This window comes from Uliginosibacterium sp. 31-12 (assembly GCF_030548425.1).
Classification (GTDB): Bacteria; Pseudomonadota; Gammaproteobacteria; order Burkholderiales; family Rhodocyclaceae; genus Uliginosibacterium; species Uliginosibacterium aquaticum.
The window spans coordinates 130,750-157,662 of sequence record NZ_JAUOOA010000006.1; the positions used below are offsets into that span (position 1 = coordinate 130,750).

Consider the following 26,913-nt stretch of genomic DNA (forward strand, 5'->3'; position numbering starts at 1 on the left):
GGCATCAGTGCTTTCCCCTACAAGCCACGAAGAATATCGCCCCCGATCGACACTCAAAGCAAACCGGGCAAGTACGGCAAACACCAAACCAGCAGCAAACCGACAGCAATCGTCGCCAGCACACTGCGCGTCTTCCACGCCACCAGCGCCGCCGCCAGCGCTGCCCACAAACGGGGATTGGCCGGATCGCTCAGCAACACGCCCTTGCTCACGAAAATCTCGGGTGCAATCAGGGCCGCCAGCACTGCCGGTGGCACATAGCCCAGCATCAGACGAAAGCGCGGTCCGGGATGAAAACGCCGGCCCCCCAGCAGAAAGGCGGCGCGCGTGGCGAAGGTCAGCAACCCGCCCGCCAGCATGCACAGCCACAACAGCAGATTCTCACTCATGGGATTTGCCTCGCTGCAGTGCCTGCGCCAGCATCCCGGCGAGCATCCCGGCCAGCGCCGCCAGCAGGATCCACAACTTGTAGGGCACACCCTGAGCCAGCAAGGCCACTGCGCCAGCCACCGCAGCCGCCACACACTCGCTACGCCGGCGCAGCGAAGGCACCAGCAAAGCAATAAAGGTCAGTGCAATCGAGAAGTCCAGCGCCCAGCCGGCCGGAATCGTCGCCCCCAGCAATACCCCTCCCAGGGTGGACAACTGCCAGCCTGCCCACAACGTGAAACCGGTGCCGAACAGAAACCAGTGGCGCACTGCGCTGCGCGGCCCGCTCGTCAAACGGCCTACCGCTGCCATATAGGCCTCGTCAGTCAGCAGATAGGCCAGCAGAAGCTTCCAGCGCAGTGGCAGCTCGGCCAGCAACTGGGCCACGCTGGCGCTGTAAAGCGCATGCCGCAGATTGACCACACCCACCGTGCCGACGATCACCGGGGCCGGCACACCCGCCCCCCACAACTGCGCAAACACCACCTGAGAAGAACCACCGAACACGATCGACGACATCAGCACCACAGCCCAGCCCGGCAAACCGGCCTGCAAGCCCAGCACCCCATACACCAGGCCGAAAGGGAGCACCCCCAGAAGCAGCGGCAACTCAGCCCGCGCCCCCGCCCAACACTCGCCGCGCCAGCTGGCGCCGACAAGATGATCCCAATTCCCCACACCGATCTCCCTGAATTCAAGCGTCGTGCACGCGCACCTTGGCAAGCACACCAGATCATCATTAGAATCCAAGCTGAACGTGGGGGGGTAGCTCAGTTGGGAGAGCGCGTCGTTCGCAATGACGAGGTCGTGAGTTCGATCCTCATCCTCTCCACCACAAACATCGGAAAAAACAAGGCACTGGCTCGCAAGAGTGAGTGCCTTGTTTGCTTTGCACCGGATCATTCCTGCCGGCACTCCGACGCCCTCGAGACTGAACTCCGCAGCCGCTTCAGCAGCTAAAAACAGCTTGCCGCCTTCCGGCCGGGCATCGCGACTGAGGCGGGCGACTTCAAGCTCGGCGCTCACACTGACGAATGGAACGGCAGGCCTGTCGCGATCAGCATGGGCAAGCCAGGCTACGGGGGCTTGCACGGCCAGAGCAGATCATTCACTGACGAGCGCTTCGCCGCCGTACCAGACTCGGCTTTGCAACAGCCCAGCGGGATGACAAGCGCCTGAACAGTACGAGCCAGCTGAACACCAGGGGGCTAGACTGAATCAGCACACCGCCACCGGAGTCTTCGCCATGAGCCCCCACCACCGCCTGGAGCACGATTCTTTCGGCGCCATCGCCGTTCCCGCCGAAGCCTTGTGGGCGGCCCAGACCCAGCGCTCGCTGGAGCATTTCAGCATTTCCACCGAGCGCCTGCCGCTAGCGCTGGTGCAGGCACTGCTGCATGTCAAACGGGCGTGTGCCCAGGTCAACGGCGAGCTGGGTCTGCTCGACGCGGCGCTGGCTGAGGCGATCACGCGTGCGGCGGATGAGCAGCTGGCCGGCGCCCATGCCGACGCTTTCCCGCTCTCGGTGTGGCAGACCGGCTCGGGCACCCAGAGCAACATGAACGTCAATGAGGTGCTGGCCAATCGCGCTTCTGAACTACTTGGCGCCGGACGGGGGGAGGCGCGCTGCGTGCATCCGAACGATCACGTCAATCTCGGCCAGTCCTCCAACGACATCTTTCCCACCGCGATGCATGTGGCCGCGGCCGTCGAACTGACCCAGCGGCTGCTACCGGCGCTGGTGACCCTGCGCACGACCCTGGCAGCGAAGGCTCTGGCGTTTGCCGACATTGTGAAGATCGGCCGCACTCATCTGCAAGACGCCACGCCACTCACCCTGGGGCAGGAAATGTCTGGTTGGGTAGCGCAACTGGAGCACGCCGAGCGTGCCATCCGGATGAACCTGGAGGCCGTGTTCGAGCTGGCAGTGGGCGGCACAGCGGTCGGTACCGGCTTGAACACCCACCCGCGCTTCGGTGCCGAAGTGGCGGCACGCCTCGCCGCGGAGTCCGGCTTACCGTTCTGCTGCGCGGCCAACCGCTTCGCGGCGCTGGCGGCTCATGATGCGCTGGTCAGTGCGCATGGCGCACTCAAGACCCTCGCCGTGGCGCTGATGAAGATCGCCAACGATGTGCGCTGGCTGGCCTCCGGCCCGCGCTGTGGGCTGGGCGAGCTACGCCTGCCGGAGAACGAGCCCGGCAGTTCGATCATGCCGGGCAAGGTCAATCCCACCCAGTGCGAGGCGCTGACCATGGTCTGCTGTCAGGTGCTGGGCAATGACGTAGCTCTGAGTATCGGCGGAGCCTCGGGCAACTTCGAACTGAATGTGTTCAAGCCGCTGATCGCGCACAACTTCCTGCAGAGCGTGCGTCTGCTTGGTGACGCGATGGCGAGTTTCGACACGCATTGCGCGCAGGGCATCGAGCCGGACCGGGCACGCATTGCCGAGCTGCTCGGCCACTCGCTGATGCTGGTGACGGCCCTCAGTCCGCATATCGGCTACGACCGCGCCGCCGCAATCGCCAAACACGCGCATGCCAATGCGTTATCGCTGCGGGATGCGGCGCAGGCCCTCGGCTACGTGAGCGCGGCGCAGTTCGATGCCTGGGTGCGGCCCGAGAAAATGCTCTGAGACGCTGTTCACGATCTTACTGCGAAGCCGTGATCAGGGCTGGTTCCGCGCGCTCTGGCGGGTGAGGGCCGGATTGCCCCCCATCTGCGCATTGAAGAAGGGGCCGCGAGCGGCCAGAGCCTGCAGCTTGTCGCGATTGCGCAGGGGCTGGTCGGCGAGCAGCACACTCCAGCCCAGGTAGCCTTCGGCGGGCAGCTCCTGACGCTTGCCGGTCTGCTCGACGAACCAGGCCGGATCCAGCACGCCGTCGGTGACTTTTTCGGCCAGACGCAGCAGGCGGCCATCACCGCGCGCATACCAGTCCTCATGGCGGCTGTGCGCCAGTTCAGCCATGGCCGCAAGCGGCATCAAGGCGTAATTGTGATAGTGCAGGGCTCGGCCAGCACGAGCCATTTCCATCTCCAGCGTGCCATCGGCGGCGATGTGGGCCAGGGCTTCGTCGTAGATGCTTCGCGCCCGGCCCCACAGAATCGCATCGTCGGTCGCAGCCGCTGTAGCGGCAACAGCCAGGCCGGTCCAGTAAAGATGGTTGTTGCGCTTGTGGCGAGCATCGTCCCAGAAGACAAGGCTGCGTTCGGCCTGGGCCTTGAGCCAGGGGTCGAGCAAGGCGTGATCGGCAGGCGTCAGCTGACTGCGGACTTTGAAGCTGGCCATGGCAAGGCCGGCGAGGGTCCATTTCTGGATGTAGTTGGCCTGACTGCCCCGCTCGTTGATCAGTGCACCGAGCAGTGCCCCGCCTTGCGCCCAAGCGCTCAGCCAGTCAATCGTGCAGCGGGCCTGCGCAATATCACCGGTGGCGACGAAAGCATCGGCGCGCTCAAGCACGCGGCGATGAAAATCAGTGATCGGATCAATATTGCGCTTGTACTGGGCGTGCAGCGCCGGATCGATGATGGAGCCAGCGGCATCCGAGTAATAGGAATTGGCACGGATATCCCGCACAGCTGGGGGCGGAGGCGGGCAGGCGGCGCTCGCCCCGGCCGGGGTGATCAGGCTGGCAAGAAACAGAAAGGCTAGCAGGCGTTTCATGACGGGTGACGAGTCCTGGTTTTTGCTGAAGAAGCACTGCTGCGGCTGCGCCGGGGCGGAATCGGGACAGATTCAGCGGGTCAGCATCTGCGCGTACATATTCTGCAGCCTGATTGCGCCAGACGTGCTGGATCCATCAGCAATTCATTTCCCACCCTCGCCATGATTGATCTGCCCGCAGCCTTGAAAGCTCCAGACAGCAGGCCCCGCAATGCATCAAACAACTATGTCCCCATTATCTAATGCACCGCAAGTGTGCAAGAATCAAATTACACTCTGACCCCGTTTTATAGTGCTTGAGGGGGGTGGGCGCTCGTCCTATAGTTCAAACCCTTACGGTTGCGGAAGCTACGCCTTTTGGTATAGCGAGCCGCAGATTTTCCGGTTTTATCTGGAGTATGAGCATGCAAGAGCGCCAGGGACTTTACGACCCAGCCAACGAACATGATGCCTGTGGTGTGGGTTTCGTTGCCCACATCAAGGGCAAGAAGACCCATGAGATCGTTCAGGGGGGGCTGCAGATCCTCAAGAACATCGATCACCGCGGTGCCGTGGGTGCGGACCCCTTGATGGGCGACGGCGCCGGCATCCTGATCCAGATTCCGGACCAGCTCTACCGTGAAGAGATGGCCGCTGCCGGCGTAAAGCTGCCACCGGCCGGCGAATACGGCGTGGGCATGGTCTTCCTGCCCAAGGAAGCCGCTTCTCGTCTGGCCTGTGAGCAGGAGCTGGAGCGTGCCGTACGTGCCGAAGGCCAGGTGCTGCTGGGCTGGCGTGATGTGCCGGTGGATAGCGAAATGCCGATGTCGCCGCGCGTGCGTGCCAAGGAACCGGTGATCCGCCAGATCTTCGTCGGTCGCGGCCCGGACGTAATGGTCACCGAAGCGCTGGAACGCAAGCTCTACGTGATCCGCAAGATGGCCAGCCACGCCATTCAGCAACTCAAGCTCAAGCACGGCGCCGAGTACTACGTACCGTCGATGTCCGCCCGCACCGTGATCTACAAGGGCCTGCTGCTGGCCGATCAGGTCGGCGTGTATTACAAGGATCTGGCCGATGCGCGCTGTATCTCCGCGCTGGCGCTGGTGCACCAGCGTTTCTCGACCAACACCTTCCCGGAATGGCCGCTGGCGCACCCCTACCGCATGATTGCCCACAACGGCGAAATCAACACCGTGAAGGGCAACTTCAACTGGCTGCGTGCCCGCGAAGGCGTGATGAAGTCCGCCGTGCTGGCCGACGACCTCAAGAAGCTCTACCCGATCGCCTACGCTGGCCAGTCCGACACCGCCACCTTCGATAACTGCATCGAACTGTTGACGATGTCCGGCTACCCGCTGGCACAGGCCGCGATGATGATGATCCCGGAAGCCTGGGAACAACACACCACGATGGACGAGAACCGTCGCGCCTTCTACGAATACCACGCAGCCATGATGGAGCCGTGGGACGGCCCCGCCGCGATTGCCTTCACCGATGGCCGCCAGATCGGCGCCACGCTGGACCGCAACGGCCTGCGCCCGGCTCGTTACATCGTCACTGATGACGACATCGTCATCATGGCCTCGGAAGCCGGCGTGCTGCCGGTGGCTGAATCGAAGATCGTCAAGAAATGGCGTCTGCAGCCGGGCAAGATGTTCCTGATCGACATGGAAGCCGGCCGCATCATCGATGACAAGGAACTCAAGGACGCGCTGGCCAATGCCAAGCCCTACCGCGAGTGGATCAGCCGCATCCAGGTGAAGCTCGACGAAGTCGACGGTCCGGAGCCGGTGATCGAGTCCAGCACCTCCCTGCTCGATCGTCAGCAAGCCTTCGGCTACACCCAGGAAGACCTCAAGTTCCTGATGGCACCGATGGCCGCCACCGGCGAAGAAGCGATCGGCTCGATGGGCAATGACTCGCCGCTGGCCGTCATGTCCAACAAGCACAAGACGCTCTACAACTACTTCCGTCAGCTCTTCGCGCAGGTGACCAACCCGCCGATCGATCCGATCCGCGAAGCCCTGGTGATGTCGACCGTGTCCTTCATCGGCCCGAAGCCGAACCTGCTGGACCTGAACAACATCAACCCGCCGATGCGCCTCGAAGTCTCCCAGCCGGTGCTGGACTTCAAGGACATGGCCAAGCTGCGTGACATCGGCGCCTACACCGACAACAAGTTCAAGTCCTGCGAACTGGATATCTGCTATCCGGTGGCCTGGGGCAAGGAAGGTGTCGAAGCCCGTCTCGCCTCGCTGTGCGCGCAAGCGGCAGAAGCCGTGCGCTCGGGCTACAACATCCTGATCGTGTCGGACCGCAAGCTTGATGCACAGAACGTGGCCATCCCGGCCCTGCTCGCCACCAGCGCGATCCACCAGCATCTGGTGAAGCAAGGCCTGCGCACCTCGACCGGTCTGGTCGTGGAGACCGGTTCGGCGCGCGAAGTGCACCACTTCGCCTTGCTCGCCGGCTACGGCGCCGAAGCCGTGCATCCGTATCTGGCCATGGAAACCCTGCGCGAAATGGCGCTCGGCATGGCCGACGTGGATGGCGACAAGGCCATCTACAACTTCATCAAGGCAGTCGGCAAGGGCCTGTGCAAGGTCATGTCCAAGATGGGCATCTCGACCTACATGTCCTACTGCGGCGCACAGATCTTCGAAGCCATCGGCCTCAACAAGGATCTGATCGACAAGTACTTCGCCGGCACCCCGTCGAACGTCGAAGGCATCGGCATCTTTGAAGTGGCGGAAGAAGCCATCAAGCTGCACGCTGACGCCTTCAGCGCGGCTCCGGTGCTGGCAGACCAGCTCGACGCAGGCGGCGAATATGCCTTCCGCATTCGCGGCGAAGAGCATATGTGGACCCCGGACGCGATTGCCAAGCTGCAGCACTCCACGCGCACCGGCAACTTCCAGAACTACAAGGAATACGCGCAGATCATCAACGATCAGAGCAAGCGTCACATGACGCTGCGCGGCCTCTTCGAGTTCAAGTTCGATCCGGCCAAGGCGATCCCGCTGGATGAAGTCGAGTCTGCCAAGGACATCGTCAAGCGCTTTGCCACCGGCGCCATGTCGCTCGGCTCGATCTCCACCGAAGCGCACTCCACGCTGGCGATTGCCATGAACCGCATCGGCGGCAAGAGCAATACCGGCGAAGGCGGTGAGGACGACAAGCGTTACCGCAACGAGATGAAGGGCATCTTCATCAAGAAGGGTGAAACGCTGGCCGGCATCGTGGGCAAGAACGTGATCGAGCGCGACATCGTGCTGCAGGAAGGCGACTCCCTGCGCTCGAAGATCAAGCAGGTGGCGTCGGGCCGTTTCGGTGTGACCACTGAATACCTAACCTCGGCTGATCAGATCCAGATCAAGATGGCCCAGGGCGCCAAGCCTGGTGAAGGCGGTCAGCTGCCCGGCGGCAAGGTCTCCGAATACATCGGCAAGCTGCGCTTCTCGGTACCGGGTGTGGGCCTGATCTCGCCGCCCCCGCACCACGACATCTACTCGATCGAGGATTTGGCCCAGCTGATCCACGATCTGAAGAACGTCAATCCGAAGGCTGACATCTCGGTCAAGCTGGTGTCCGAAGTGGGCGTCGGCACCGTGGCTGCAGGCGTTGCCAAGTGCAAGGCCGACCACGTGGTGATCGCCGGTCACGACGGTGGCACGGGCGCTTCGCCCCTGTCCTCGATCAAGTACGCCGGTTCGCCTTGGGAACTTGGTCTCGCCGAAACCCAGCAGACCCTGATGATCAACGGCCTGCGCGACCGTATCGTGGTTCAGGCTGACGGCCAGATGAAGACCGGCCGTGACGTTGTCATCGCCGCCCTGCTCGGCGCGGATGAAATGGGCTTCGCCACCGCACCGCTGGTGGTCGAAGGCTGCATCATGATGCGCAAGTGCCACCTCAACACCTGCCCGGTCGGCGTCGCGACGCAAGACCCGGTGCTGCGCCAGCGCTTCTCCGGCCAGCCCGAGCATGTGGTGAACTACTTCTTCTTCGTTGCTGAAGAAGTGCGCGAGCTGATGGCTCAGCTGGGCATCCGCAAGTTCGAAGACTTGATCGGCCGTGCCGATCTGCTCGACAAGAAGGCTGCGATTTCGCACTGGAAGGCTCAGGGTCTGGACTTCGCCAAGATCTTCCACGTGCCGCAGGTGGATTCGCCGCTGCGTGTGGTGGCCAGCCAGAACCACGGGCTGGAAAAGTCGCTCGACCACAAGCTGATCGAGAAGGCCCGCCCGGCACTGGACAAGGGCGAGCGCGTCTCCTTCATCCAGCCGATCATCAACGTCAACCGTTCGGTCGGCGCGATGCTCTCCGGCGAAGTGGCGCTCAAGTACGGCATCGAAGGTCTGCCGGATGACACCATCCATGTGCAGATGACCGGCACCGCCGGTCAGAGCTTCGGCGCCTTCCTGGCCCACGGCGTGACCCTGGATCTGGTCGGCGAAGGCAACGACTACGTCGGCAAGGGCCTCTGCGGCGGGCGCGTGATCGTGCGCTGCCCGAACGACTTCCGTGGCTTCGGCCCGGAGCACATCATCGTCGGCAACACCGTGCTGTTCGGTGCCATCGCCGGTGAGGCCTACTTCAACGGCGTCGGTGGCGAGCGTTTCGCGGTGCGCAACTCGGGCGCCGCAGCCGTCGTCGAAGGCACGGGTGACCACGGTTGCGAATACATGACCGGCGGCACCGTCGTCGTGCTGGGCGAAACCGGCCGCAACTTTGCCGCTGGCATGTCGGGTGGCGTGGCCTATGTGTATGACCCGGAAGCGCTGTTCGCCAAGCGGGCCAACACCGCGATGGTCGATCTGGAGGCCGTGCTGCCCGCAGCCGAGCAGACAGACAAGATCGATCGCGACGTGTGGCATGCCGTCAAGCGTGGCGGCGTGGGTGAAGCCGATGACGTGATCCTCAAGCGTCTGATCGAGAACCACTTCCGCTACACCGGCAGCCTGCGTGCCAAGGCACTGCTCGAGAACTGGGACGAATCCCGCAAGGCTTTCGTCAAGGTCATGCCGAAGGAATATCGTCGTGCGCTGAAGGAACTGGCCGTCGCTGCGCGCGCCAAGACCGAAGCAGCCACCGCCTGAGAATCGGGAAGGAATAGAAATGGGAAAAGTTACCGGCTTTCTTGAATTCGAGCGCCAGGAAGAGGGCTATCCGGCCCCCGAATTGCGCAAGAAGAACTACAAGGAATTTGTCATCGCCCTGAGCGATGAGCAGGCCAAGGTTCAGGGCGCGCGCTGCATGGACTGCGGCATTCCGTTCTGCAACAACGGCTGCCCCGTGAACAACATCATTCCGGACTGGAACGATCTGGTTTACAAGCAGAAGTGGGAAGAGGCGATCGGAGTGCTGCACTCCACCAACAACTTCCCCGAGTTCACCGGCCGCATCTGCCCGGCCCCCTGCGAAGCCGCCTGTACCCTGGGCATCAATGTGGCGCCGGTGGGCATCAAGTCCATCGAGCACGCCATCGTCGACAAGGCCTGGGAAAACGGCTGGGTCGTGCCGCAAGTGGCCGCCGAGAAGACCGGCAAGAAGGTCGCCATCGTCGGCGGCGGCCCCGCTGGCCTCGCCGCAGCTCAGCAGCTGGCCCGTGCCGGCCATGCCGTGACCGTGTTCGAGAAGAGCTCGCGCGTCGGCGGCCTGCTGCGCTATGGCATTCCTGACTTCAAGCTCGACAAGTCGATCATCGACCGTCGCATGAAGCAGCTGGAAGCCGAGGGTGTGGTCTTCAAGACCGGTGTGTACATCGGTGAGGCCGAGTTGCCCCGCGGCATCAACTCCGATGCCAAGGAAAAGATCAGCCAGAAGAAGCTGATGAAGGATTTCGATGCCGTGCTGATCACCGCCGGCTCCGAAGTGCCGCGCGATCTGCCGATCCCGGGCCGCGAGCTGGCCGGCGTGCACTACGCGCTGGAATTCCTGATTCCGCAGAACAAGGAAGTCGCCGGCGACGGCGCCAACCCGATCAGCGTGAAGGGCAAGAACGTGCTGGTCATCGGCGGTGGTGACACCGGCTCCGACTGCGTGGGCACTTCCAACCGCCACGGCGCGGCGAGCATCCTGCAGATCGAGCTCATGCCCAAGCCCCCGGCGCAGGAAAACAAGTCCACCACCTGGCCCTACTGGCCCAATAAGCTGCGCACCTCTTCGTCGCATGACGAAGGCTGCCAGCGCGAGTGGGGCGTGACCACCAAGGAATTCAAGGGTGAGAACGGCAAGCTCAAGTCCGTAGTGCTGGCCAACGTCGAGTGGGCCAAGGACGAGAAGACCGGCCAGATGAAGATGACCGAAGTCGCCGGCTCCGAGCGCGAAATCCCGGTCGAGGCCGTGTTCCTCGCCATGGGCTTCACCAACCCGGTGGCGTCCTTGCTCGAAGGCTTCGGCATCGAGAAGGATGGTCGTGGCAACGCCAAGGCCACCACCGATGGCCTGGGCTGCTACGCCACCAACGTCGCCAAGGTCTTCGCTGCGGGCGACACCCGTCGCGGCCAGTCGCTGGTGGTGTGGGCGATTCGCGAAGGTCGTCAGGCCGCCCGCGAAGTCGACCAGTTCCTGATGGGCTCGACCGTTCTGCCGCGCTGATCAACACCTGCGCTAGCTGCAAAGGCCTCCAGAAATGGAGGCCTTTTTCCTTTCGGGCTACACGATGACTCTCCCACCGGCTGGCTGGCTCAGCCTACCCGCCAATTACCTCAACGAATCCGGTCAGATCTGGCTGCGCGAGCCGGCGGACAAGAACCGCCAGTTGCTGATCCGCCAGCTCATGGACGGCATCTATCCGCATCCCTTCGTGATCGACGATGGCAAGGTGCGGCGCCTGCATTTCAGCCTCAAGCTGGTGCAGAGCGAGATGCGCCTCGATGCACCGGACGAGCTGGCGATTGCCTACACCCGGGCGATGCTGGGCTTCCTGCTATTCCAGCCACTGCCCAAGCATGTGCTGATCGTCGGGCTCGGCGGCGGCTCGCTGACCAAGTACTGCTACCGGAATCTGGCGCGCAGCCGGGTCACCACCGTGGAATTGATGGAGGGCGTGATCGCCTGCCGCAACTGGTTCCTGATCCCGCCTGATGACGAACGCCTGAAGATCGTGCAGGCCGATGCCGCGGATTACTTTGCCGGTGAGCCGGACGGGGCCGACGCGATCCTGCTCGACGCCTATGTGGAAGATGGCCTCGCCCCGCAGCTATGCACTCTGGGCTTTTACGAAAAGGTGAGCGCCCATCTCAAGCCACGTGGCGTACTGGTGACGAACATTTCCGGCCATAGCCTGACGGCCGAGACGCACATCGAACTGATCCGCGAGGTATTTGCCGAACGCGTGGTGGTGGTGGATGTGATGGCCGATGGCAACCGCATCGTCTATGCCTTCAAGGACCCAGCCTTCCCGCCTGACTGGCAGCGCCTCGGGCGCAGTGCACGCGAGCTGGAAGCGAAACATCCACTGGAATTTGCCAAGCTGCTGCGCGACATGGAGCGCAGCGCGCAACGCGCCAAGCGCAAGGGCCGGCGCTGAGAAATATCCGGCGGGGTTTGCCCCCCCGGCCCTACGAGCGGAACACCCGCAAAGCTAGGACGGAGTACGCACTCCGCCATCAGAGCTACAGCCGAGACGTTCAGCCCGGCTCCAGCACGCTGGAAGCTGGCCGGGTCGGGTCGTAATAGACCTGCAGCTTGCTGCCCGGTGCATAGCGCGCCAGTTGCATCCGCGCTTCGTCTTCGCTGCGCCAGCCCTCACGGGTGATGCGGATGCGGGTCCCGATAAAGCGCTGGCCATCCACGACATAGGCATACTCCAGCTCGACGTGATAGCGCACGCTGGTTTCCGGATTGTTGCTGCCGTCATCAGTGCGCTCAATGCGCGCGGCGAGGATCTCGCCCTGCACCGATGGCCAGGCCTGACTGGCCCGCTGCTGCTGCCAGGCGTACCAGCTGGCCACCGCAATCACCAGCAGTACGAGGCCGATCAGCAGTGCATCCATGGGCTTGCTCATGCCTTGGAGAGCAACTTCAGCGCGGCACGGATGCCGTCGGAGACGCCGATGTCGGCCGGCAGCTGCTTGAGTGCCGCGGCCGCTTCCTTCTCGTTGTAGCCCAGCGCCAGCAAGGCATGGCCGATGTCGCCCTGAGCGCTGGCCGGGCTACTAAGGCCGGCGGCGGTCACGCCCGGCAAGGTCTTGGCGAGTTTGTCCTTCAGCTCCAGCAGCAAGCGCTCGGCCGTTTTCTTGCCGATGCCCGGAATCTTCACCAGCCGCCCGGTTTCCTGCAGCGCCACGGCGCTCGCCAGATCGCTCACTGACATGCCCGAGAGCACGGCCAGCGCGGTGCGTGCGCCGATGCCGGAGATCTTCAGCAGCTGGCGGAAGGTGGCACGCTCCTCTTCGGCGCCAAAGCCGTAGAGGAAGTGGCCATCTTCGCGTACGGCCAGATGGGTCACCAGGGTCACTCGCTCGCCCAGATTGGGCAGGTTGTAGAAAGTGCTCATCGGCACCTCCAGCTCGTAGCCGATGCCATTCACATCCATCAGGATCTGGGGCGGGTTCTTTTCAAGCAACAGTCCGGAGAGGCGTCCGATCATGGAGGAATTCCGCAAAAGCGTTCACAATCCCGCAGGATAACAAAGCCGGCCATCCTCCACCGCCTCATGTATCAGTGCGCCTGTCCCGCCTGCGGGGCCCAAGTCGAATTCAGGTCTGCCGCCTCGGTGATGGCAGTGTGCGCCTATTGCCGCAGCACCCTGCTGCGCGAGGCCGATGCAGTGCGCTCGATCGGCCGCATGTCCGATATCGTCGAGGACCACACCCGCCTGCAGATCACCAGCTGCGGCCAGTATCAGGGAACGAACTTCAGCGTGGTCGGGCGGATCCAGCTGCGCTATGACGATGGCTTCTGGAACGAGTGGTACCTGCTGTTCGACGATGGCTCGGCCGGCTGGCTGGCGGATGGCTCTGGCCAGTATGTGATCACCCGACCAGGCGGCACACCGGGCAAGGCGCCGGCCTTCGAAACGATCCGCCCTAATGCCACGATCCCCTTCAAGGATGAACGGTATACCGCCACCGATGTGCGCACGGCGCAATGTACCGGCGGCGAGGGCGAGCTGCCTTTCCAGGTGGGTGCCGGCTGGCAGGCGCGGGTGGCGGATTTCCGCAACGGCGACAAATTCCTGACCCTCGATTATTCGGAGAGTGATACCCCGCAGGTTTTCCTCGGCGAAGCCACCAGCCTCGAAGCCCTCAAGTGCCAGTTGCTGCGCGAAGAAGAGCAGGTCGCAAGCAGCGCCGGCAAGCTCAAGGGCAAGGCACGCACGCTCGAATGCCCCGCCTGCGGCAGCGGCATCGACACGGTGCCAGGCCGCGCCGAGCATCTGGTGTGTCCGGCCTGCCACGCCGAAGTGGCACTCTCGGCGGAGAAGGCTGAGGTGCTGGCCTTGCACAAGGAGCTGACGGAGTTCAAAAGCACTCTGCAGCTCGGCGACAAGGCCACTATCGATCGCTCAAAATGGCAGCTGATCGGCCTCATGCGGGTGCGTGAAACCGGCGAAGAGCCCGATCCGCCGTGGACCGAGTACCTGCTCTTCAACGCCAGCAAGGGTTTCCTGTGGCTGGTGGAAAGTCATCAAGGTTGGAGCCGCACCGAGGTGCTCAACGCCCTGCCGGAAATCACCGGGGGCGCCGGCCTGCGCTTTGGCGGCAAGGGCTACACCAAGAAATGGACTTACGGCTCCGAAGTGATCTACGCCGCTGGCGCCTTCAATTGGCGCGTAAAGATCGGCGATCAGAGCCGTGTGACCGACTACTACGGCCCGGATGGCATCCTCTGCGAGGAAGTGACGGCACAGGAGGTCACCTGGTCGCGCAGCCGCGAGGTAGATGCCGCGCAGGTCGCGCGCTGGTTCGGCAAACCGGCGGACAGCCTGCCGACGCCGAGTGTGGAAGAGCCTCCGTCGGAACTGAAGAGTTACGCGCTGGGGGCCAGCCTGATCCTGCTGAGCCTGAACTTCGACCAGATCGTGAGCTTCAGTCCGATGGTCTGGATCGTTAGTGCACTCGCGCTGATGCTGCTGTGGCTGCCGACCTGGGTCACCAGCGGCACGGCGGGCAGCAGCGATTCCGGCAGTGGTGACTGGGATACGGATAGTTCAGACAGCGACTCTGGCGGAGGCGACGACTGATGCACCGCATCGTCTATTTCCTGTATGCCGCCATCGTGGTGCTCGCCACCACCGGCATCAATTCACACGTCGACAACATATCCAGTGGCAGCTATCGCTCCTGGGGCAGCTCTTCGGGCTACAGCTCCGGCGGCGGCAGTGGCTGGAGCGGTGGCAGCAGCCACAAATAGCGCCCGCCTGTGCGGACATCTTTCGCGGCAGGCAACGGCCGCAACAGGGCCAATGATGCTCATCTCTACGCGTTTCCTCCAAGCCACCCGACTGCTCCTCCTGCTATCCGGCTGCATGCTGCCCACATTCAGCCAGGCTCAGGTCTACAAGTGGGTGGACGCCCAGGGCAAGACCCACTACTCGGAGCGCAAGGAAGGCAGCGAGGGCAACAAGCTCACCGAGCTCAAGCTGACACCTGCGGCCTCCACCTCGCAGCCGGCCCGCAACTGGGAAGAGGAAGAAGCCCAACTACGTCGCCGTCAGCTTGAAAAACAGTACGCCACACCGCCGGCTTCGCGCACACCTGATCGGCCGAAATCACTCTCGAACGGCACCGAAGATGGTTCCGACGCCTCACGCTGCAGGCTGGCACGCGACATCCTGAGCGGTGCCGTGCGGCACGCCAACGGCAAACCACTCGACCAGTACGACCGCGAGGTGGCCGAGAACGACGTGCGCCGCTTCTGTCATTAGGGCGCGGCACCTTGGGCTACACTGGCACTCGTATCCCGCTGGAATCTTCTGCGCATGAAACGTCTTGCCCTGCTGGCCTCCTCCCTGTTGTGCTGTGGCCTGCTGAGTGCCCCGACCGGCGCCCAGAGCTTGCTCAAACTGCTGCCTCACACGGCAGCGCCTCAGTCCGCACCAGTCAGCCAGGCTGAGGACACGGCCAGCCGGATCAGCCGTCTGCGCGAAAAGCAGGCTGCCCTGCTCAAGATCCTGCAGCGCCTCGAAGCGCCGGACGGCCTCGCCAGCGGCGCACCGAGCGATGCCACGGCGGCCGAGCTCGACGAACGCCACTTGCGCATCGCCTTCTCCGTCAGCCTGATCGACCGCCAGCTGGCCGACCTCGCCCGCCTTGCCAAAGTGCGCGCCAGCCGCGCTGCGCTGGACAAGGAAATCCATGCCTGGAGCGGCCTCAGCGAAACGCCGCCCTACCCGATCCGCCTCCTCGATCGTTTCCGCGCCGAACGCGACAACGCCCAGCAATCCCTCACCGCGCTGCGCGCCCGCGAAACCCTGGTGAAGACTTTCAGCGAGCGCACCAGCCGCGAAGTGAAAGAATCCGAAGCGCGAATCCGCAAGCTCACCGAAAGCGCCGAACGCCGCTTCGGCCTCGGCGCCAGCCCCGGGCATCAGGGCTGGGCCCGGGAGCTCAGTCAGATCCAGCTCCAGACGGCCCAGATCGCGGCAGCCACATTGCAGACCATCGGGGAACTGCAGGAGGCCGAGTTGGGCGTCGCCCAGGATCAGCTCCAGTTTGCCCGCCGCAAACTCGAGCTAGCCTCCGCCGACTACCGCTTCAGTGCAGAGGAATTCGCCACCATCAACAACGAGCTGGATGCCGACTTCAGCCGCATCGAGCAACGGCGGACGGCCCTGGCCCAGCAGCAGCTTCAGCGCAGCAACAATGCCGAACTGGCCCAGGCCAGACTTGAGCAGCTCCGCAATCGGGGCGATACCAGCCCACAGCTCACCGAAGCAGCGCGCAGCCTGGAACTCGCCAACGCCCGCGTCGAAGCCAGCACCTATGGCGGCGAATTCCTGCGCGGCATGGCGGACGCCCAGCGCCTCCACCGCCGGCTCTGGAATGCCCGTTACCAGGGTCTGCACCGCGACGAAACCAGTGATCGCCTGGAAGCTGGCGAAGCACTCGAAACGGTGCGCCCCTTCATCAGCATGTGGCGCCGGGGCCTGGAGCAACAGCGCACCGTGCTGGACTTGCGCCTGCAGCGCCTCGACGCCCTGCTTGCCGACACCAGCGATCCGCTCGCCCAGAAGCACCTCATCGCCCTGCGTAACGCAGCCGAGGAAGCCCTGCCCTTGCAGCGCAGCGCCTATTCCCTGCTTGAAAGCATGGAAGCCTTGCTGGTGTACACCGACGAAGAACTCGGCACGGCCCGCAAGGAGCTGAGCGCCTCGGAACGCCTCGATGAGTGGCAGCTGCGCCTCACCCAATGGGCGCAAGCGGCCTGGAACTACGAACTGATGACAGTCGAAGATGTCATCGAAGTAGATGGCAACAAGATCACCGGCAAACGCTCGATCACCATCGGCAAGGTGCTGGCGGCGCTGCTCGCCTTCGTGGCCGGGATCATTGGTTGCCTGCTCTTCGCGCGCCAGATCTGCCGCCTGCTCATCTCGCGGCTCGGCTGGAGCGACTCAAACGCGCGCATCCTGCGGCGCTGGCTGCTGACGGTGGAATTCATGGTACTGGGCATCATCGTGCTGGCCTGGGCACGCATCCCGCTCACGGTCTTCGCCTTTCTCGGCGGCGCCATCGCCATCGGTGCCGGTTTCGCCATGCAGACCCTGCTCAAGAACCTCATGAGTGGCGTAATGATCCTTGGCGAGCGCCCCTTCCGCCCTGGCGACATCATCGAGATCGGTGGTATCAGCGGCACCGTGATGGACATCGGCATCCGCGCCTCCACCCTTCGCGACGCCAACGGCATCGAAACCATCGTGCCGAATGCCAGCTTCATCGAGCAGAACCTCACCAACTGGACTTACAGCTCACCGCGTGTGCGTTTCACGGTACGGGTCGGCGTGGCTTATGGCGCACCGGTCAAACGCGTGATCGAACTGCTCGACGAGGCCGCCCAGCGCCACGGCCTGATCCTCAAGGACCCCGCGCCGGAAGTGATCTTCGAGGATTTCGGGGCTGATGCGCAGGTCTTCGCGCTGCACTACTGGCTGGAGATGGGGCCCAATGTCACCTCACGGGTGGTGGCCAGCGATCTGCGCCGGATGATCGAGCACACCTTCTCCGAGCAGGGCATCGTCATCGCCTATCCGCAGCGCGACGTGCATCTGGACGCCAGCCAGCCCCTGCCGGTGACCCTCGTCAGCCCGGTCCGGGAAAGCTGAGCGTCTCAGAACGGCACCGAGAGCCCCAGCAGCAGCTCCCCCTGGCCCAGGCTCTGGCCGCTGATCGAGACCACGCAGCCCCCCGAGCAGAACAGGCTGCCGCTGCTGTCGATGAGGCTGGCGTAATAACGCCCTTCGAGGCGCAGCGCAAGATTGCGTGCAAACAACCACTGGTAGCCAAAGCCCAGGTTCATCGAGGGCAGCACCTCCTCGCCATAGCCGGGGCCATCGAGCTGCAGCACGGCCACGCCGAGGCCGCCCACAGCGTAAGGCCCCTGACCGATCGGGCCATCGAAGAAATAGGTGCCCCCCAGATGCAGATAGGTCGCCGTGAAGGGCAGGCGCGTGGTGCCCAGCGTGTTCGTCTTGGGCGCTGCAACCTGGGAAAAATCAACATGCGAACTCTGCCGTGACAGGAAGACCTGCAACTGCCGCTGCGGGTCCAGGCCCACATCAACGGCCAGCGATACGGCGGGCGAGTTCTGCAGCTTGAGGCTGTTGCCGGTATCCACTTCCGTAAAGCTGCCCCCCACGCGGTAGCCGCCATACACCGTCAGCGCATTGCGCTCACCCAACTCTTCGGCAGACACCGCCAGGCTGGCCATCGCGGCCAGCAGACAAACCACTACGCGCTTCATGTGAGCCTCCCCGGATGAGTGTGGGCAGATCTTAGCCCACAGCGCGCACGCCTCGCAGCAGACTCAAGGCCCGGCCGGATCAGCGCATTGGCCTTGCAGACTGTGCCCGCAGACGTATGCTTGGGCTCCATCCCCGGCCCGAGAAGCTATCCGCATGCCCGCTCCCCCGGATTACCTGCGTCCCGAAGAAGTCGAATTCACAGCCATCCGCGCCCAGGGCGCAGGCGGGCAGAACGTGAACAAGGTTTCGACGGCGGTGCATCTGCGCTTTGACATCGCCGCCTCCTCCCTGCCGGAATGGCTGCGTGAGCGCCTGCTGCAACGGGGCGATCAGCGCATCAGCAAGGAGGGCGTGCTGATCATCAAGGCGCAACAGTTCCGCAGCCTGGAGCAAAACCGCGAAGACGCGCTGCGCCACCTGCAGAAGATCATTGCCAGCGCGGCCATCACCCACAAAACTCGCCGGCCGACCCGCCCCACGCGCGGCTCAATCAAGCGGCGACTGGAGGGCAAGGCCCGCCGCGCCTCAGTGAAGGCCGGACGGGGCAAGGTCGAGAGCTGAACGTGCGCCGGTGCCGCGCCGCCGCGTCCACTCAGGCGCAGCCCTCACACGCCCCCGAGCCGCAGCCCTCGTCAAGCGATGCCGCCGGGATCTCGTTATTAACAAAGCGGGTCAGGAAGGCGCCCACGCTGTCTGCCGGCAAGGGGATCCACACCCGGTGGCCGCTGCCGGGCGCGATCGGCGTGGCGCTGCCATCGGCCTGCTCCATGCGCTCGAGTTCCAGCACGCGGTTGCCTTGTGCCTGCACCAGCTCCAGCCGGTCCCCCACGGCAAAGCGGTTTTTCACCACCACTTCGGCCAGGCCGCGTGCCGCGTCGTACTGCACCACGTCTCCCACATACAGGCTGCGTGAGGATTCCGAACTGCCGCGCGCATAGTTCTGATAGGCCGAAGCCTCCTGGTGGCGGTCGAAAAAGCCGCCGGTATAACCCCGGTTGGCCAGCCCGTCGAGCGAGTCGATCAGGGCCGGGTCAAGTGGCTGCCCCGCCACCGCGGCGTCGATCGCAGCGCGATAGGCCTGGGCCACGCGGGCCACGTAATACGGGCTCTTGGTGCGGCCCTCGATCTTCAGCGAATCGACGCCGATCTCCACCAGCCGCTGCACATGCTCGATGGCGCGCAAATCTTTTGAGTTCAGGATGTAGGTGCCGTGCTCATCCTCTTCGATCACGTTGTAGCTGCCGGAACGACGCTCGCGCTCCTCGATCAGGAACACGTCACCACTGGCGTCGGCACGCCCCTGATGCACCTTGAAATCCCAGCGGCAGGAATTGGTACAGCTGCCCTGGTTCGGATCGCGGTGGTTGAAGTAGCCCGAGAGCAGGCAGCGCCCCGAATAGGCGATGCACAAGGCGCCATGCACGAAGACTTCGAGCTCGGTGTCCGGGCAGGCCTGGCGAATGTCGGCCACCTCGTCGAGCGACAGCTCGCGCGACAGGATCACGCGGGAGACACCATTCCGCGCCCAGAACTTCACCGCTGCCGCGTTTACCGTGTTGGACTGCACCGAGAGGTGGATCGCCTGCTCCGGCCACTCTTCACGCACCATCATCATCAGACCGGGGTCGGACATGATCAGCGCATCCGGCTTGAGCGCGATCACCGGTGCCATGTCGCGGAGATAGGTCTTGAGTTTGGCGCCGTGCGGGTAGATGTTGGAGACGAGGTAGAACTGGCCGCCGGCCGCATGTACCCGGTCGATGCCGGACTTCAATACCGCCAGATCACCGAAATCATTGTTGCGCACGCGCAGCGAATAGCGTGGCTGGCCGGCATAGATCGCGTTGGCACCGTAGGCCAGGGCGGTATCGAGCATGGCCAATGAGCCGGCCGGGGCCAACAGCTCGGGGCGACGGAGCAAAGTGGAGGACATTTTTCTGGTTTTCCGGGGTTTCTGCGGGGGTGCGCCATTATAGGGAGTCGGGCGGGGAGATTCGGGAGTCGATAGCCCGCACCCGCGCCTCCGGCAATGCCCTCACGGCGATCAAAATTAAAGCTTTCCCACAACAAACCGTTGATTTTCATGGGGATGCCTTCACCGTCCCCTGCAAGGAGATCTGCACCGTGGGTGATGTCACCGAAATGAAGGACATCTTCAGCTGGTCTGCCCGCTTCGAAACCGGGCTGCACGAGGTTGACCAGCAACATGCCCGTCTCGTCCAGCTCATCAACGAACTCGCACGTATCTCAGCCGGCCGCTCGGACCCGACCCGCCTGCTGGGCCTGCTCGACGAGCTGCAGGATTACACCGGCTACCACTTCCGCACCGAGGAAGACCTCATGGCGAAATACGCGCTGGAGCCGGAAGCCACTGCGGCGCACATCCACGCCCATGAATCGCTGCGCGAGCAAGTCCGCATCGTCCGCGAAGTGGCCGAAACGGCCGGCTTGCAGGCCGGCGTGGCGATTGGCCGGCTGCTGCCCTTCCTCACCAAGTGGCTGATCTTCCATGTGCTCGGCACCGACATGCGCATGGCTCAGGAAGTGCTCGCCCGCCAGCGTGGCGAATCCGCCGAAACCGCCCACCAGCTCTCAATCGCGGGCCAGACCGAGTCGCTCGTGATCGTGCTCGACGCACTCAACGATCTGAACGACAACCTCACCCGGCGCAGCAGCGAACTGACCGAGGCCTATCAGCGTCTGCGCATCTCGGAGGCCCGCTATGCCATGGCCCAGCGCGCCGCACGCATCGGCAGCTGGGAGCTGGACCTCGACCAGCTGGAGATGAACTGGTCCGATGAAGTTGAGCCGCTCTTCGGTTTCCGCCTGCGCGATCTCAGCAATCGCTACGAAGCCTTCATGGCCTGCGTACATCCGGATGACCGTGAGCGCATCAGCAGCCACCTCGAAGCCGTACGCAGCGGCACCAGCCTCTACGAACTGGAGCATCGCGTGGTGTGGCCGGATGGCTCGGTGCACTGGCTGGCCAATACCGCTGAATGCGTACGCGGCGAGCCCGGCGAAGCACTGCGCCTGGTGGGCATCGTGCGCGACATCACCGAAGAGCGGGCGGCCCAGCAACAACTGCGCGACACCAATCAGCAGCTCACCCTCTCACTCGGCGCGCTGGAGCGCCATGCGGCGGATCTCACCCGTCTCAACGAACTCAACGAAAGCCTGCAGAGCTGCCTGAACTCGAGCGAAGCCTTTGAAGTGGTCGAACACGTGCTAGCCCGCCTCAAGATCGGTAGCGGCGGCGCACTGTCCGTGCTGGATGCCGGCAACAGCGAACTGCGCACCGTAGCGCGCTGGGGCGATGGCGGTCACATTGCCGCCCACTTTGCATGCACCAGTTGCTGGGGCATGCGCCGTGGTCAGCGTCACGCCGTACGCCTCGCCGATGAAGGCCCGCTGTGCAAACATTTCGAAGGCAGCCCTCCGGGCGCCACCCTGTGTCTGCCGCTACGCGTACTCGGCGACACCCTCGGCCTGCTCAGCATGCATGCCCCCGCCGAATGCAGCGAAACCGAATGGGCGCGCATCAATCACTTGGCCAGCATGGTGGCCGAAACCCTCAAGCTCGCCCTCTCCAACGTGCGCCTGCGTGAAGCCCTGCATGAGCAGGCCACGCGCGATCCGCTCACCGGCCTGCTCAATCGCCGCTACCTGGATGAAGCCCTGCCGCGCGAACTCGCCCGCGCCGCCCGGGAGCACCGCAAGCTGGCCGTGGTGATGCTCGATCTGGACCACTTCAAGCAGGTCAATGACAGCTGGGGCCACGAAGCCGGCGATGCGGTGCTGGCCCAGCTCGCCATCACCTTGCGCGGCCATCTGCGCAGCTCCGATCTGGCCTGTCGTTTCGGCGGCGAGGAGTTCGTCGTCGTAATGCCCGGCGCCAGCCTCGAAGAAGCCCGTGAGCGCATGGAAGTGGTCGCGCGCTCGGTCCGTGAAACCCCGATCCATCTGGCCCACGCCACCCTTCCGCCGGTGCGCTTCTCCGCCGGCCTCGCCGAAGCCTTCAAACATGGCTCGACCGCCGAAGAACTCCTGCGCGCGGCGGATATCGCGCTCTACGCCGCCAAGGAAGCCGGCCGCGATTGCCTGCGCGAAGCGCTCCCACCTGAATGAGTACAGGCTTGCCAGACCCACCCAGCAAACCCTCAAACCGGGCCCATTCCGGCCTCGGCCCATCCCTGCGAAAGGACTGCGATCAAGGCTCACACGGGTCTTGCAAGGAAGGCCACCTACGGGAAACCTGAATGGTTGCCCCCCGCAGATGACACTAAGCTGCACGAGCGGGCTTCCCCCGCTTCCGGACCGCTACGCCTACGTGGATGACAAACGCCTCGCCCCCTTTCCAGCCCTCCACAGAACAGGCGCCCCCCGGCGCAGCGATCGGCCGCACCGGCTGGCTCGAGCGCCTCTTCGGCCTGCGCATGCTGATCATGCTGGCGGTGGCTTTCGGCCTCGCCGTGCCCGGCTGGCTGGTGGCGCTGCAAGAAGCCAAGGCCATCGAGAAAGAAAACATGCTGCAGTTGCAGACCGATCTGCAGCAACTCACCGAGCTGGGGGCTGAGAGCCTGCGCGAAGCCCTTTGGCAGATCTATCCGGAGCTGGGCGAGCCGATCATCCAGGCCATCTTCCGCGATCCGCGCGTAAAGCTCATGCGAGTCCAGGATTCGCGCGGCAGCAAACCCTTCTTCGAGCACCAGCGCCCACTCGAAGCCGGCGAAGCGGTCATCAGCCTCAAGCGCGAAGTACTCTATCAGGGCCGCCCGGTCGGCAGCCTCGAGCTTTCCCTCTCCACCCTGCAGGCCAGCCAGCGTGCTGAAGCGGCCCAGCGCGGCATTCTGCTGCGCACCGCTCTCAGCCTGGCCAGCTCGCTGCTGCTGGCTTTCATCGTCCTCCAGTGGCGTCTGGTGCGCCCAATCGAATATCTCAAGCGCGCCTCCGGCCGCCTCGCCCGCCAGGCACTGGACGAACCGATCCACCTGCAACGCAGCGACGAGCTGGGCCAGCTCGCCCAGAGCATGGAAGCCACCCGGGTCGCGCTGGCCCGCGCTTTCTCCGAACTCACCGCCAGCCAGCAGGCCTTGCGCGAACACGCCGGCGGACTGGAGCTGCGTGTGGCCGAACGCACCCGCGAGCTGGAAGAGAGCAACCTTCACCTGTCCGAAGTGATCAACAATCTGTCGCGCGCCCAGAGCGAGCTGATCGAAGCCGACCGCCTCGCCTCGCTGGGGCGCATGGTGGCCGGTATCGCCCACGAGCTGAACACCCCGCTTGGCTCCAGCCTGACCATGGTCAGCACCCTGCTCGATCACCATCGCAGCCTCAGTCGGGCTGTGGGGCAGGCGGCGCTGCGCCGCAGCCAGCTCGACGAGTTTCTCGCCACGCTCGGCGAAGGCCTGCACATCGCCGAACGCAACGTGAATCGCGCCGTGGAAATGGTCGACAAGTTCCGCCAGGTCGCCGTAGACCAGACCAGCGAGCAGCGCCGACGCTTCGATCTGGCCGTTTTTATGGCCGAACTGCAGCTGACCCTGAGCCCGAACTTCAAGCGCAGCGCCTATACGGTGCATGTTGCCATCCCGCCGGACCTGATCTTCGACAGCTACCCCGGCCCACTCGGCCAGGTCATCAGCAATCTGGAGCTGAACGCCCTGGTACACGGCTTCGATGGCCGCAGCAGCGGCAACATCTGGCTCAGCGCCGCGCTGGCCGACGACGGCATGGTGCGAATCAGCGTGCGTGACGACGGCGTTGGCATGAGCGCCACGGTGCGCGAACACATCTTCGACCCCTTCTTCACCACCCGCCTCGGGCGGGGTGGCTCCGGCCTCGGTCTCGCCATCGTCTACAACATCGTCACCGGCATGCTCGGCGGGCGGATCAGCGTCAACAGCCAGCCCGAGCAGGGGGCCGAGTTTGTGCTGGAGCTTCCCCTGCACGCCCCCACCGGCGACGCCCCGACACGCAGCGAGGCGCTCCCGCCCCTCAGCCAGACATCAGATTGCTGAGGGCAGACACGTGTCTATGCGGAAAAAAAAGCTCAGGAGGCCGCCATGCGAAGCATGAAAACACTGATCTGCGGGCTCGGCCTGAGCCTAGTGCTGGGCGGCCTGCCCGCACAGGCCGAGGATGTGCTGATCCGCAATCGCCCCACCATGGGCGTTGGGCAGCGCCTCGAATATACCGATCGGGTCCTGGCCGAAGCCATGCGCCGCACCCGTCACAAATACGGCCCCTATCGCATCGAGTGGATCGGCGGCACTCTCGCCCGCGAACGCATGCTCCTCGAAATGCTCAGCGGCGAACAGTTCAACACCACCGTGATCGCCAGCCAGCCCAGCTGGGAAGAGCAATTGCTGCCGATCTGGATTCCGGTGGACATGGGCCTCTCCAACTACCGCATCTCGCTCACCCACCGTAATGCCCAGGCACGCATCGCCGCCGTGCGCAAGCTGGCCGACCTCAAGGCCCTGCCAGTAGGCGTAGGCGCTGCCTGGTCCTCGCGCAAGATCATGGAAGCCAATGGCTTCAACCTGGTTACCGGCGAAAGCTTCGACCCACTTCTGAAGATGCTGATGGCCGGGCGTTTCGACTACTTCCCACGTGGCATGAACGAAGTCTTCGTCGAATTCGATGCGCGCAGCGCCGACAATCCCGATCTGGCGATCGAGAACAGCATGCTCATCGAGTTCCCGCTGCCCACCTACATCTTCGTCTCGCCGAAAACACCACGCCTGCATCAGCGCCTGCGGGAAGGCATGGAAATGATGGTGGCCGACGGCAGCCTCCAGAGAATGCTGATCGAATACCACGAGGAAATGATCCGGCGCACCAACTTCTGCCAGCGCCGCGTATTCCGCATCGAGAACCCATTGCTCACACCGGGCACCCCCTTGCAGCGCAAGGAAGTCTGGTTCAACCCCTGGGATCCAAAGACCGGCCTGTGCGCCAAACCAGCCGCCGCCAGACGGCCCGGAAAATAGGGGTGCCAGGGCGCATTCCGGCGCCAAGCGCCGGTGCGATTTCAGCCAGACGCCGGGCTGCGGCCCGGCCTCCTCAGAGGCTGTGAGCTGAAGCTCAGCCGCCCTTCATCTTGCGGCGGATTTCGTGGCGCTCCTGCGCCTCCACGCTGTAAGTCGCGGTCGGGCGGGCCAGCAGACGCGGTATGCCAATCGGCTCGCCACTCTCCTCACACCAGCCGTATTCACCCTTGTCGATCCGCTCGATGGCCTCATCGATCTTGTGCAGCATCTTGCGTTCGCGGTCGCGCACGCGCAGCTCCAGGGTGTGATCTTCTTCCTGCGAAGCGCGGTCAGCCGGGTCCGGCGTCGCCACGAAATCCTGCAGGTGCTCGGTGGTTTCATGCGCCGAGCTCAACAACAAATCACGTTCAGCCACCAGGCGGGCGCGAAAAAAGGCCAGCTGGGCCGGCGACATGTATTCATCCGCCGGTGCGGCAAGCAATTGCGCTTCGGTCATCTGGGGGCTGGCAGGATTCATGGAGGTTTCCGGGTTGCAGCGCGGAACGGATGCCCCGCGCTTCGCGACACCCTACACGCCCGCTGCAGCAAAGTCCCGCTTGTTTTTCGCCGCCAATCTGCGCCCTGCTGGCGGCGTGGTGCGGGCACAACAGGGGTTTGTGCGGATGGCGGCGGCCGCAAGGCATATTCCTTGCGAGGCTGAAAGCCTTGTTCCAGTCCGCTTCTCGCCCCATGTCCGCGCCTCCACCCAGGTCAGCTCCCCCTGCCCGCCCCGGCCTGCCCCCGGAACTGCTGGCACGCTTCAGCAGCCAGCAGTTGCCGCCGGGCTACCTGCTCAGCACGCCCGGCTCGCCCAAGGACCGCATCCTGCTGCTGCGCGAAGGCCGCATCCGCGTCTTCGTGGCCAGCGAAGACAAGGAGCTAACCCTCGCCTACCTCAGCGCCGGCGAACTCTTCAGCACCCACACCCGCGCCTATCTGCGCTGCGATAGCGCCTGCTGCGTACTCTCCATGCCCACCGCCGACTTTGCCCGCAGCATGGCCCATCAGCCGGGCATGCTGGCCCTGGTGATGCCGGTGCTGGGGCGCATTCTCGACAACAGCATCGCCCTCATCGAAGACCTCGCCTTCCGCGATGTGGCCGGCCGCCTCGCCCGCTTCCTGCTCGTCTCGGCCCGCCAGCAAGGCGTCGCCACCGCCCCCGGGATGCGCTTCGGGCTGGATCTCTCGGCCGGTGAGATCGCCCTGCTGCTGGGTTGTACGCGCCAGACCGTGTCCAGCCTGTTCAAACGTCTCGAACGCGAAGCCATCCTCACCCGGCCGGCCCGCCACCAGTTCATCGTGCTCCAGCCCGAGGCCCTGCTGCGCTGGCAGGAAGGGGAGGAAGAGCGCAGCGGCGGAACTGTCGGCTAGCCGACAATGCCGCAGCGCGCGGCTGGCTAGGATGAGGCCTTCCTCATCTCCTGCCTGTGATCACCATGAGCTGCCCCTGCCAGAACCCGCCCGCTGCCGAAGCCGGCAAGAAGGAAACCAAGCCCGAACGCTATGTCAGCTTTGTCGGCCTCGATTGCGACGCCAAGGCCGCCGAACTGATGCGCCATATCCGGCGCTATATCGACGACCCCGCGCACAGCAACGCCTTCTGGGAGTATTTCAAGAAGAAAGCCGAAGGCGGCAGCGGCCCGCGCCCGGACGACCTGTTCCTGGTCCACAGCAATCTGAACCAGATCCGCGAACTCTTCGAAGACAAGGCCGACCCCGAAGCCCTCGCCCTGCTCGACCGCATCGAACAGGAATGCTGCTGAGGCAAAAACGGAGCGGGTCAGCTTGCAGGGCAAATCCTGCGCGGCGCGGAATCCGGGCTACTCGCTGACATAGCTGGCGTCGCTGGCGTAGGGCGGAGTGCCAACTCCGCCACTCCGATCAACGCATGCGGT

23 protein-coding genes and 1 tRNA gene are annotated in these 26,913 nt (G+C 64.1%); 15 read left to right on the plus strand and 9 right to left on the minus strand.

Annotation, left to right across the window (positions count from 1 at the left end):
• Positions 1–53 precede the first annotated feature (53 nt).
• Together Q3Y64_RS12740 and Q3Y64_RS12745 are read right to left on the minus strand one after the other, a co-directional pair.
• The gene (locus tag Q3Y64_RS12740; RefSeq protein ID WP_101940872.1) at positions 54–389 is read right to left on the minus strand and encodes an AzlD domain-containing protein; all 336 of its coding nucleotides are present in this window, start codon (positions 387–389) and stop codon (positions 54–56) included.
• Positions 382–1,107 carry an AzlC family ABC transporter permease gene (locus tag Q3Y64_RS12745; protein WP_101940871.1) on the minus strand — a complete coding sequence of 242 codons (726 nt, stop codon included), beginning with the start codon at positions 1,105–1,107 and terminating at the stop codon, positions 382–384. The genes Q3Y64_RS12740 and Q3Y64_RS12745 overlap by 8 nt, the downstream gene beginning before the upstream one ends.
• 81 nt (positions 1,108–1,188) lie before the next feature.
• Here Q3Y64_RS12745 and Q3Y64_RS12750 point away from each other — a divergent pair.
• Positions 1,189–1,264 (plus strand) — tRNA-Ala (locus Q3Y64_RS12750).
• Positions 1,265–1,675: 411 nt separating this feature from the next.
• Complete coding sequence (gene fumC / locus Q3Y64_RS12755; RefSeq protein ID WP_303562364.1) at positions 1,676–3,061, plus strand: class II fumarate hydratase; 1,386 nt, start codon at positions 1,676–1,678, stop codon at positions 3,059–3,061.
• A gap of 33 nt (positions 3,062–3,094) precedes the next feature.
• Here fumC and Q3Y64_RS12760 read toward each other — a convergent pair whose 3' ends face one another.
• Positions 3,095–4,090, minus strand: coding sequence for an alginate lyase family protein (locus Q3Y64_RS12760; protein ID WP_303562366.1), 996 nt, complete (start codon positions 4,088–4,090; stop codon positions 3,095–3,097).
• Positions 4,091–4,488: 398 nt separating this feature from the next.
• On the opposite strand from Q3Y64_RS12760, the gene Q3Y64_RS12765 reads away from it, so the two are divergent.
• The 3 genes from Q3Y64_RS12765 (at position 4,489) to Q3Y64_RS12775 (ending at position 11,606) form a co-directional block, all read left to right on the plus strand.
• A complete protein-coding gene (locus Q3Y64_RS12765) occupies positions 4,489–9,171 on the plus strand; it encodes a glutamate synthase-related protein (RefSeq protein WP_101940868.1) in 4,683 nt (1,560 codons plus the stop codon).
• Positions 9,172–9,190: 19 nt separating this feature from the next.
• Positions 9,191–10,672, plus strand: coding sequence for a glutamate synthase subunit beta (locus Q3Y64_RS12770; RefSeq protein ID WP_303562369.1), 1,482 nt, complete (start codon positions 9,191–9,193; stop codon positions 10,670–10,672).
• Between the two features lie 64 nt (positions 10,673–10,736).
• On the plus strand, positions 10,737–11,606 hold the full coding sequence (locus tag Q3Y64_RS12775) for a spermidine synthase (protein WP_158239126.1): 870 nt from the start codon (positions 10,737–10,739) through the stop codon (positions 11,604–11,606).
• A gap of 100 nt (positions 11,607–11,706) precedes the next feature.
• Here the strand turns inward: Q3Y64_RS12775 and Q3Y64_RS12780 are convergent, their stop codons facing one another.
• Positions 11,707–12,072, minus strand: a complete 366-nt coding sequence (locus Q3Y64_RS12780) for a DUF3592 domain-containing protein (protein ID WP_303562372.1) — start codon at positions 12,070–12,072, stop codon at positions 11,707–11,709.
• An 8-nt stretch (positions 12,073–12,080) separates the two neighbouring features.
• Positions 12,081–12,668 carry a Holliday junction branch migration protein RuvA gene (gene ruvA, locus Q3Y64_RS12785; RefSeq protein ID WP_303562374.1) on the minus strand — a complete coding sequence of 196 codons (588 nt, stop codon included), beginning with the start codon at positions 12,666–12,668 and terminating at the stop codon, positions 12,081–12,083.
• 129 nt (positions 12,669–12,797) lie between these two features.
• Here ruvA and Q3Y64_RS12790 point away from each other — a divergent pair, with 129 nt between their 5' ends.
• From Q3Y64_RS12790 to Q3Y64_RS12805, 4 genes are read left to right on the plus strand one after another with little or no spacing between them, the layout of a single operon-like run.
• On the plus strand, positions 12,798–14,264 hold the full coding sequence (locus Q3Y64_RS12790) for a DUF4178 domain-containing protein (protein ID WP_303562376.1): 1,467 nt from the start codon (positions 12,798–12,800) through the stop codon (positions 14,262–14,264).
• On the plus strand, positions 14,264–14,434 hold the full coding sequence (locus Q3Y64_RS12795; RefSeq protein ID WP_303562378.1) for a hypothetical protein: 171 nt from the start codon (positions 14,264–14,266) through the stop codon (positions 14,432–14,434). The genes Q3Y64_RS12790 and Q3Y64_RS12795 overlap by 1 nt, the downstream gene beginning before the upstream one ends.
• 52 nt (positions 14,435–14,486) lie before the next feature.
• A complete protein-coding gene (locus Q3Y64_RS12800; protein ID WP_101940862.1) occupies positions 14,487–14,948 on the plus strand; it encodes a DUF4124 domain-containing protein in 462 nt (153 codons plus the stop codon).
• Positions 14,949–15,002: 54 nt separating this feature from the next.
• Entirely contained in the window at positions 15,003–17,345 is a 2,343-nt protein-coding gene (locus tag Q3Y64_RS12805) for a mechanosensitive ion channel domain-containing protein (protein WP_303562381.1), read from the plus strand.
• Between the two features lie 5 nt (positions 17,346–17,350).
• On the opposite strand, the gene Q3Y64_RS12810 is transcribed toward Q3Y64_RS12805, so the two are convergent.
• Positions 17,351–17,983: an outer membrane beta-barrel protein gene (locus Q3Y64_RS12810; RefSeq protein WP_101940860.1), complete on the minus strand. Its 633-nt coding sequence runs from the start codon at positions 17,981–17,983 to the stop codon at positions 17,351–17,353.
• Between the two features lie 154 nt (positions 17,984–18,137).
• Between Q3Y64_RS12810 and arfB the strand changes: the two genes are divergently transcribed.
• Positions 18,138–18,545 carry an alternative ribosome rescue aminoacyl-tRNA hydrolase ArfB gene (arfB, locus tag Q3Y64_RS12815; protein WP_303562384.1) on the plus strand — a complete coding sequence of 136 codons (408 nt, stop codon included), beginning with the start codon at positions 18,138–18,140 and terminating at the stop codon, positions 18,543–18,545.
• A 31-nt stretch (positions 18,546–18,576) separates the two neighbouring features.
• Here the strand turns inward: arfB and Q3Y64_RS12820 are convergent, their stop codons facing one another.
• Positions 18,577–19,917 carry a U32 family peptidase gene (locus Q3Y64_RS12820; protein ID WP_101940858.1) on the minus strand — a complete coding sequence of 447 codons (1,341 nt, stop codon included), beginning with the start codon at positions 19,915–19,917 and terminating at the stop codon, positions 18,577–18,579.
• Between the two features lie 191 nt (positions 19,918–20,108).
• Between Q3Y64_RS12820 and Q3Y64_RS12825 the strand changes: the two genes are divergently transcribed.
• Positions 20,109–22,112: a bacteriohemerythrin gene (locus Q3Y64_RS12825; protein ID WP_158239123.1), complete on the plus strand. Its 2,004-nt coding sequence runs from the start codon at positions 20,109–20,111 to the stop codon at positions 22,110–22,112.
• Between the two features lie 116 nt (positions 22,113–22,228).
• Here the strand turns inward: Q3Y64_RS12825 and Q3Y64_RS19515 are convergent, their stop codons facing one another.
• On the minus strand, positions 22,229–22,975 hold the full coding sequence (locus Q3Y64_RS19515; protein WP_368506655.1) for a LolA-related protein: 747 nt from the start codon (positions 22,973–22,975) through the stop codon (positions 22,229–22,231).
• Between Q3Y64_RS19515 and Q3Y64_RS12830 the strand changes: the two genes are divergently transcribed.
• Together Q3Y64_RS12830 and Q3Y64_RS12835 are read left to right on the plus strand one after the other, a co-directional pair.
• On the plus strand, positions 22,901–24,004 hold the full coding sequence (locus Q3Y64_RS12830; RefSeq protein WP_368506656.1) for a sensor histidine kinase: 1,104 nt from the start codon (positions 22,901–22,903) through the stop codon (positions 24,002–24,004). The genes Q3Y64_RS19515 and Q3Y64_RS12830 overlap by 75 nt on opposite strands.
• A gap of 45 nt (positions 24,005–24,049) precedes the next feature.
• Positions 24,050–24,979 (plus strand): ABC transporter substrate-binding protein, encoded by a 930-nt coding sequence (locus Q3Y64_RS12835; protein WP_303562389.1) that lies wholly within the window; start codon positions 24,050–24,052, stop codon positions 24,977–24,979.
• Positions 24,980–25,073: 94 nt separating this feature from the next.
• Here Q3Y64_RS12835 and dksA read toward each other — a convergent pair whose 3' ends face one another.
• Positions 25,074–25,496, minus strand: coding sequence for an RNA polymerase-binding protein DksA (gene dksA, locus Q3Y64_RS12840; protein ID WP_216821633.1), 423 nt, complete (start codon positions 25,494–25,496; stop codon positions 25,074–25,076).
• A gap of 212 nt (positions 25,497–25,708) precedes the next feature.
• Between dksA and Q3Y64_RS12845 the strand changes: the two genes are divergently transcribed.
• A complete protein-coding gene (locus tag Q3Y64_RS12845) occupies positions 25,709–26,389 on the plus strand; it encodes a Crp/Fnr family transcriptional regulator (RefSeq protein WP_303562392.1) in 681 nt (226 codons plus the stop codon).
• Between the two features lie 65 nt (positions 26,390–26,454).
• Complete coding sequence (gene cowN / locus Q3Y64_RS12850; protein WP_170022396.1) at positions 26,455–26,781, plus strand: N(2)-fixation sustaining protein CowN; 327 nt, start codon at positions 26,455–26,457, stop codon at positions 26,779–26,781.
• Positions 26,782–26,913 lie beyond the last annotated feature (132 nt).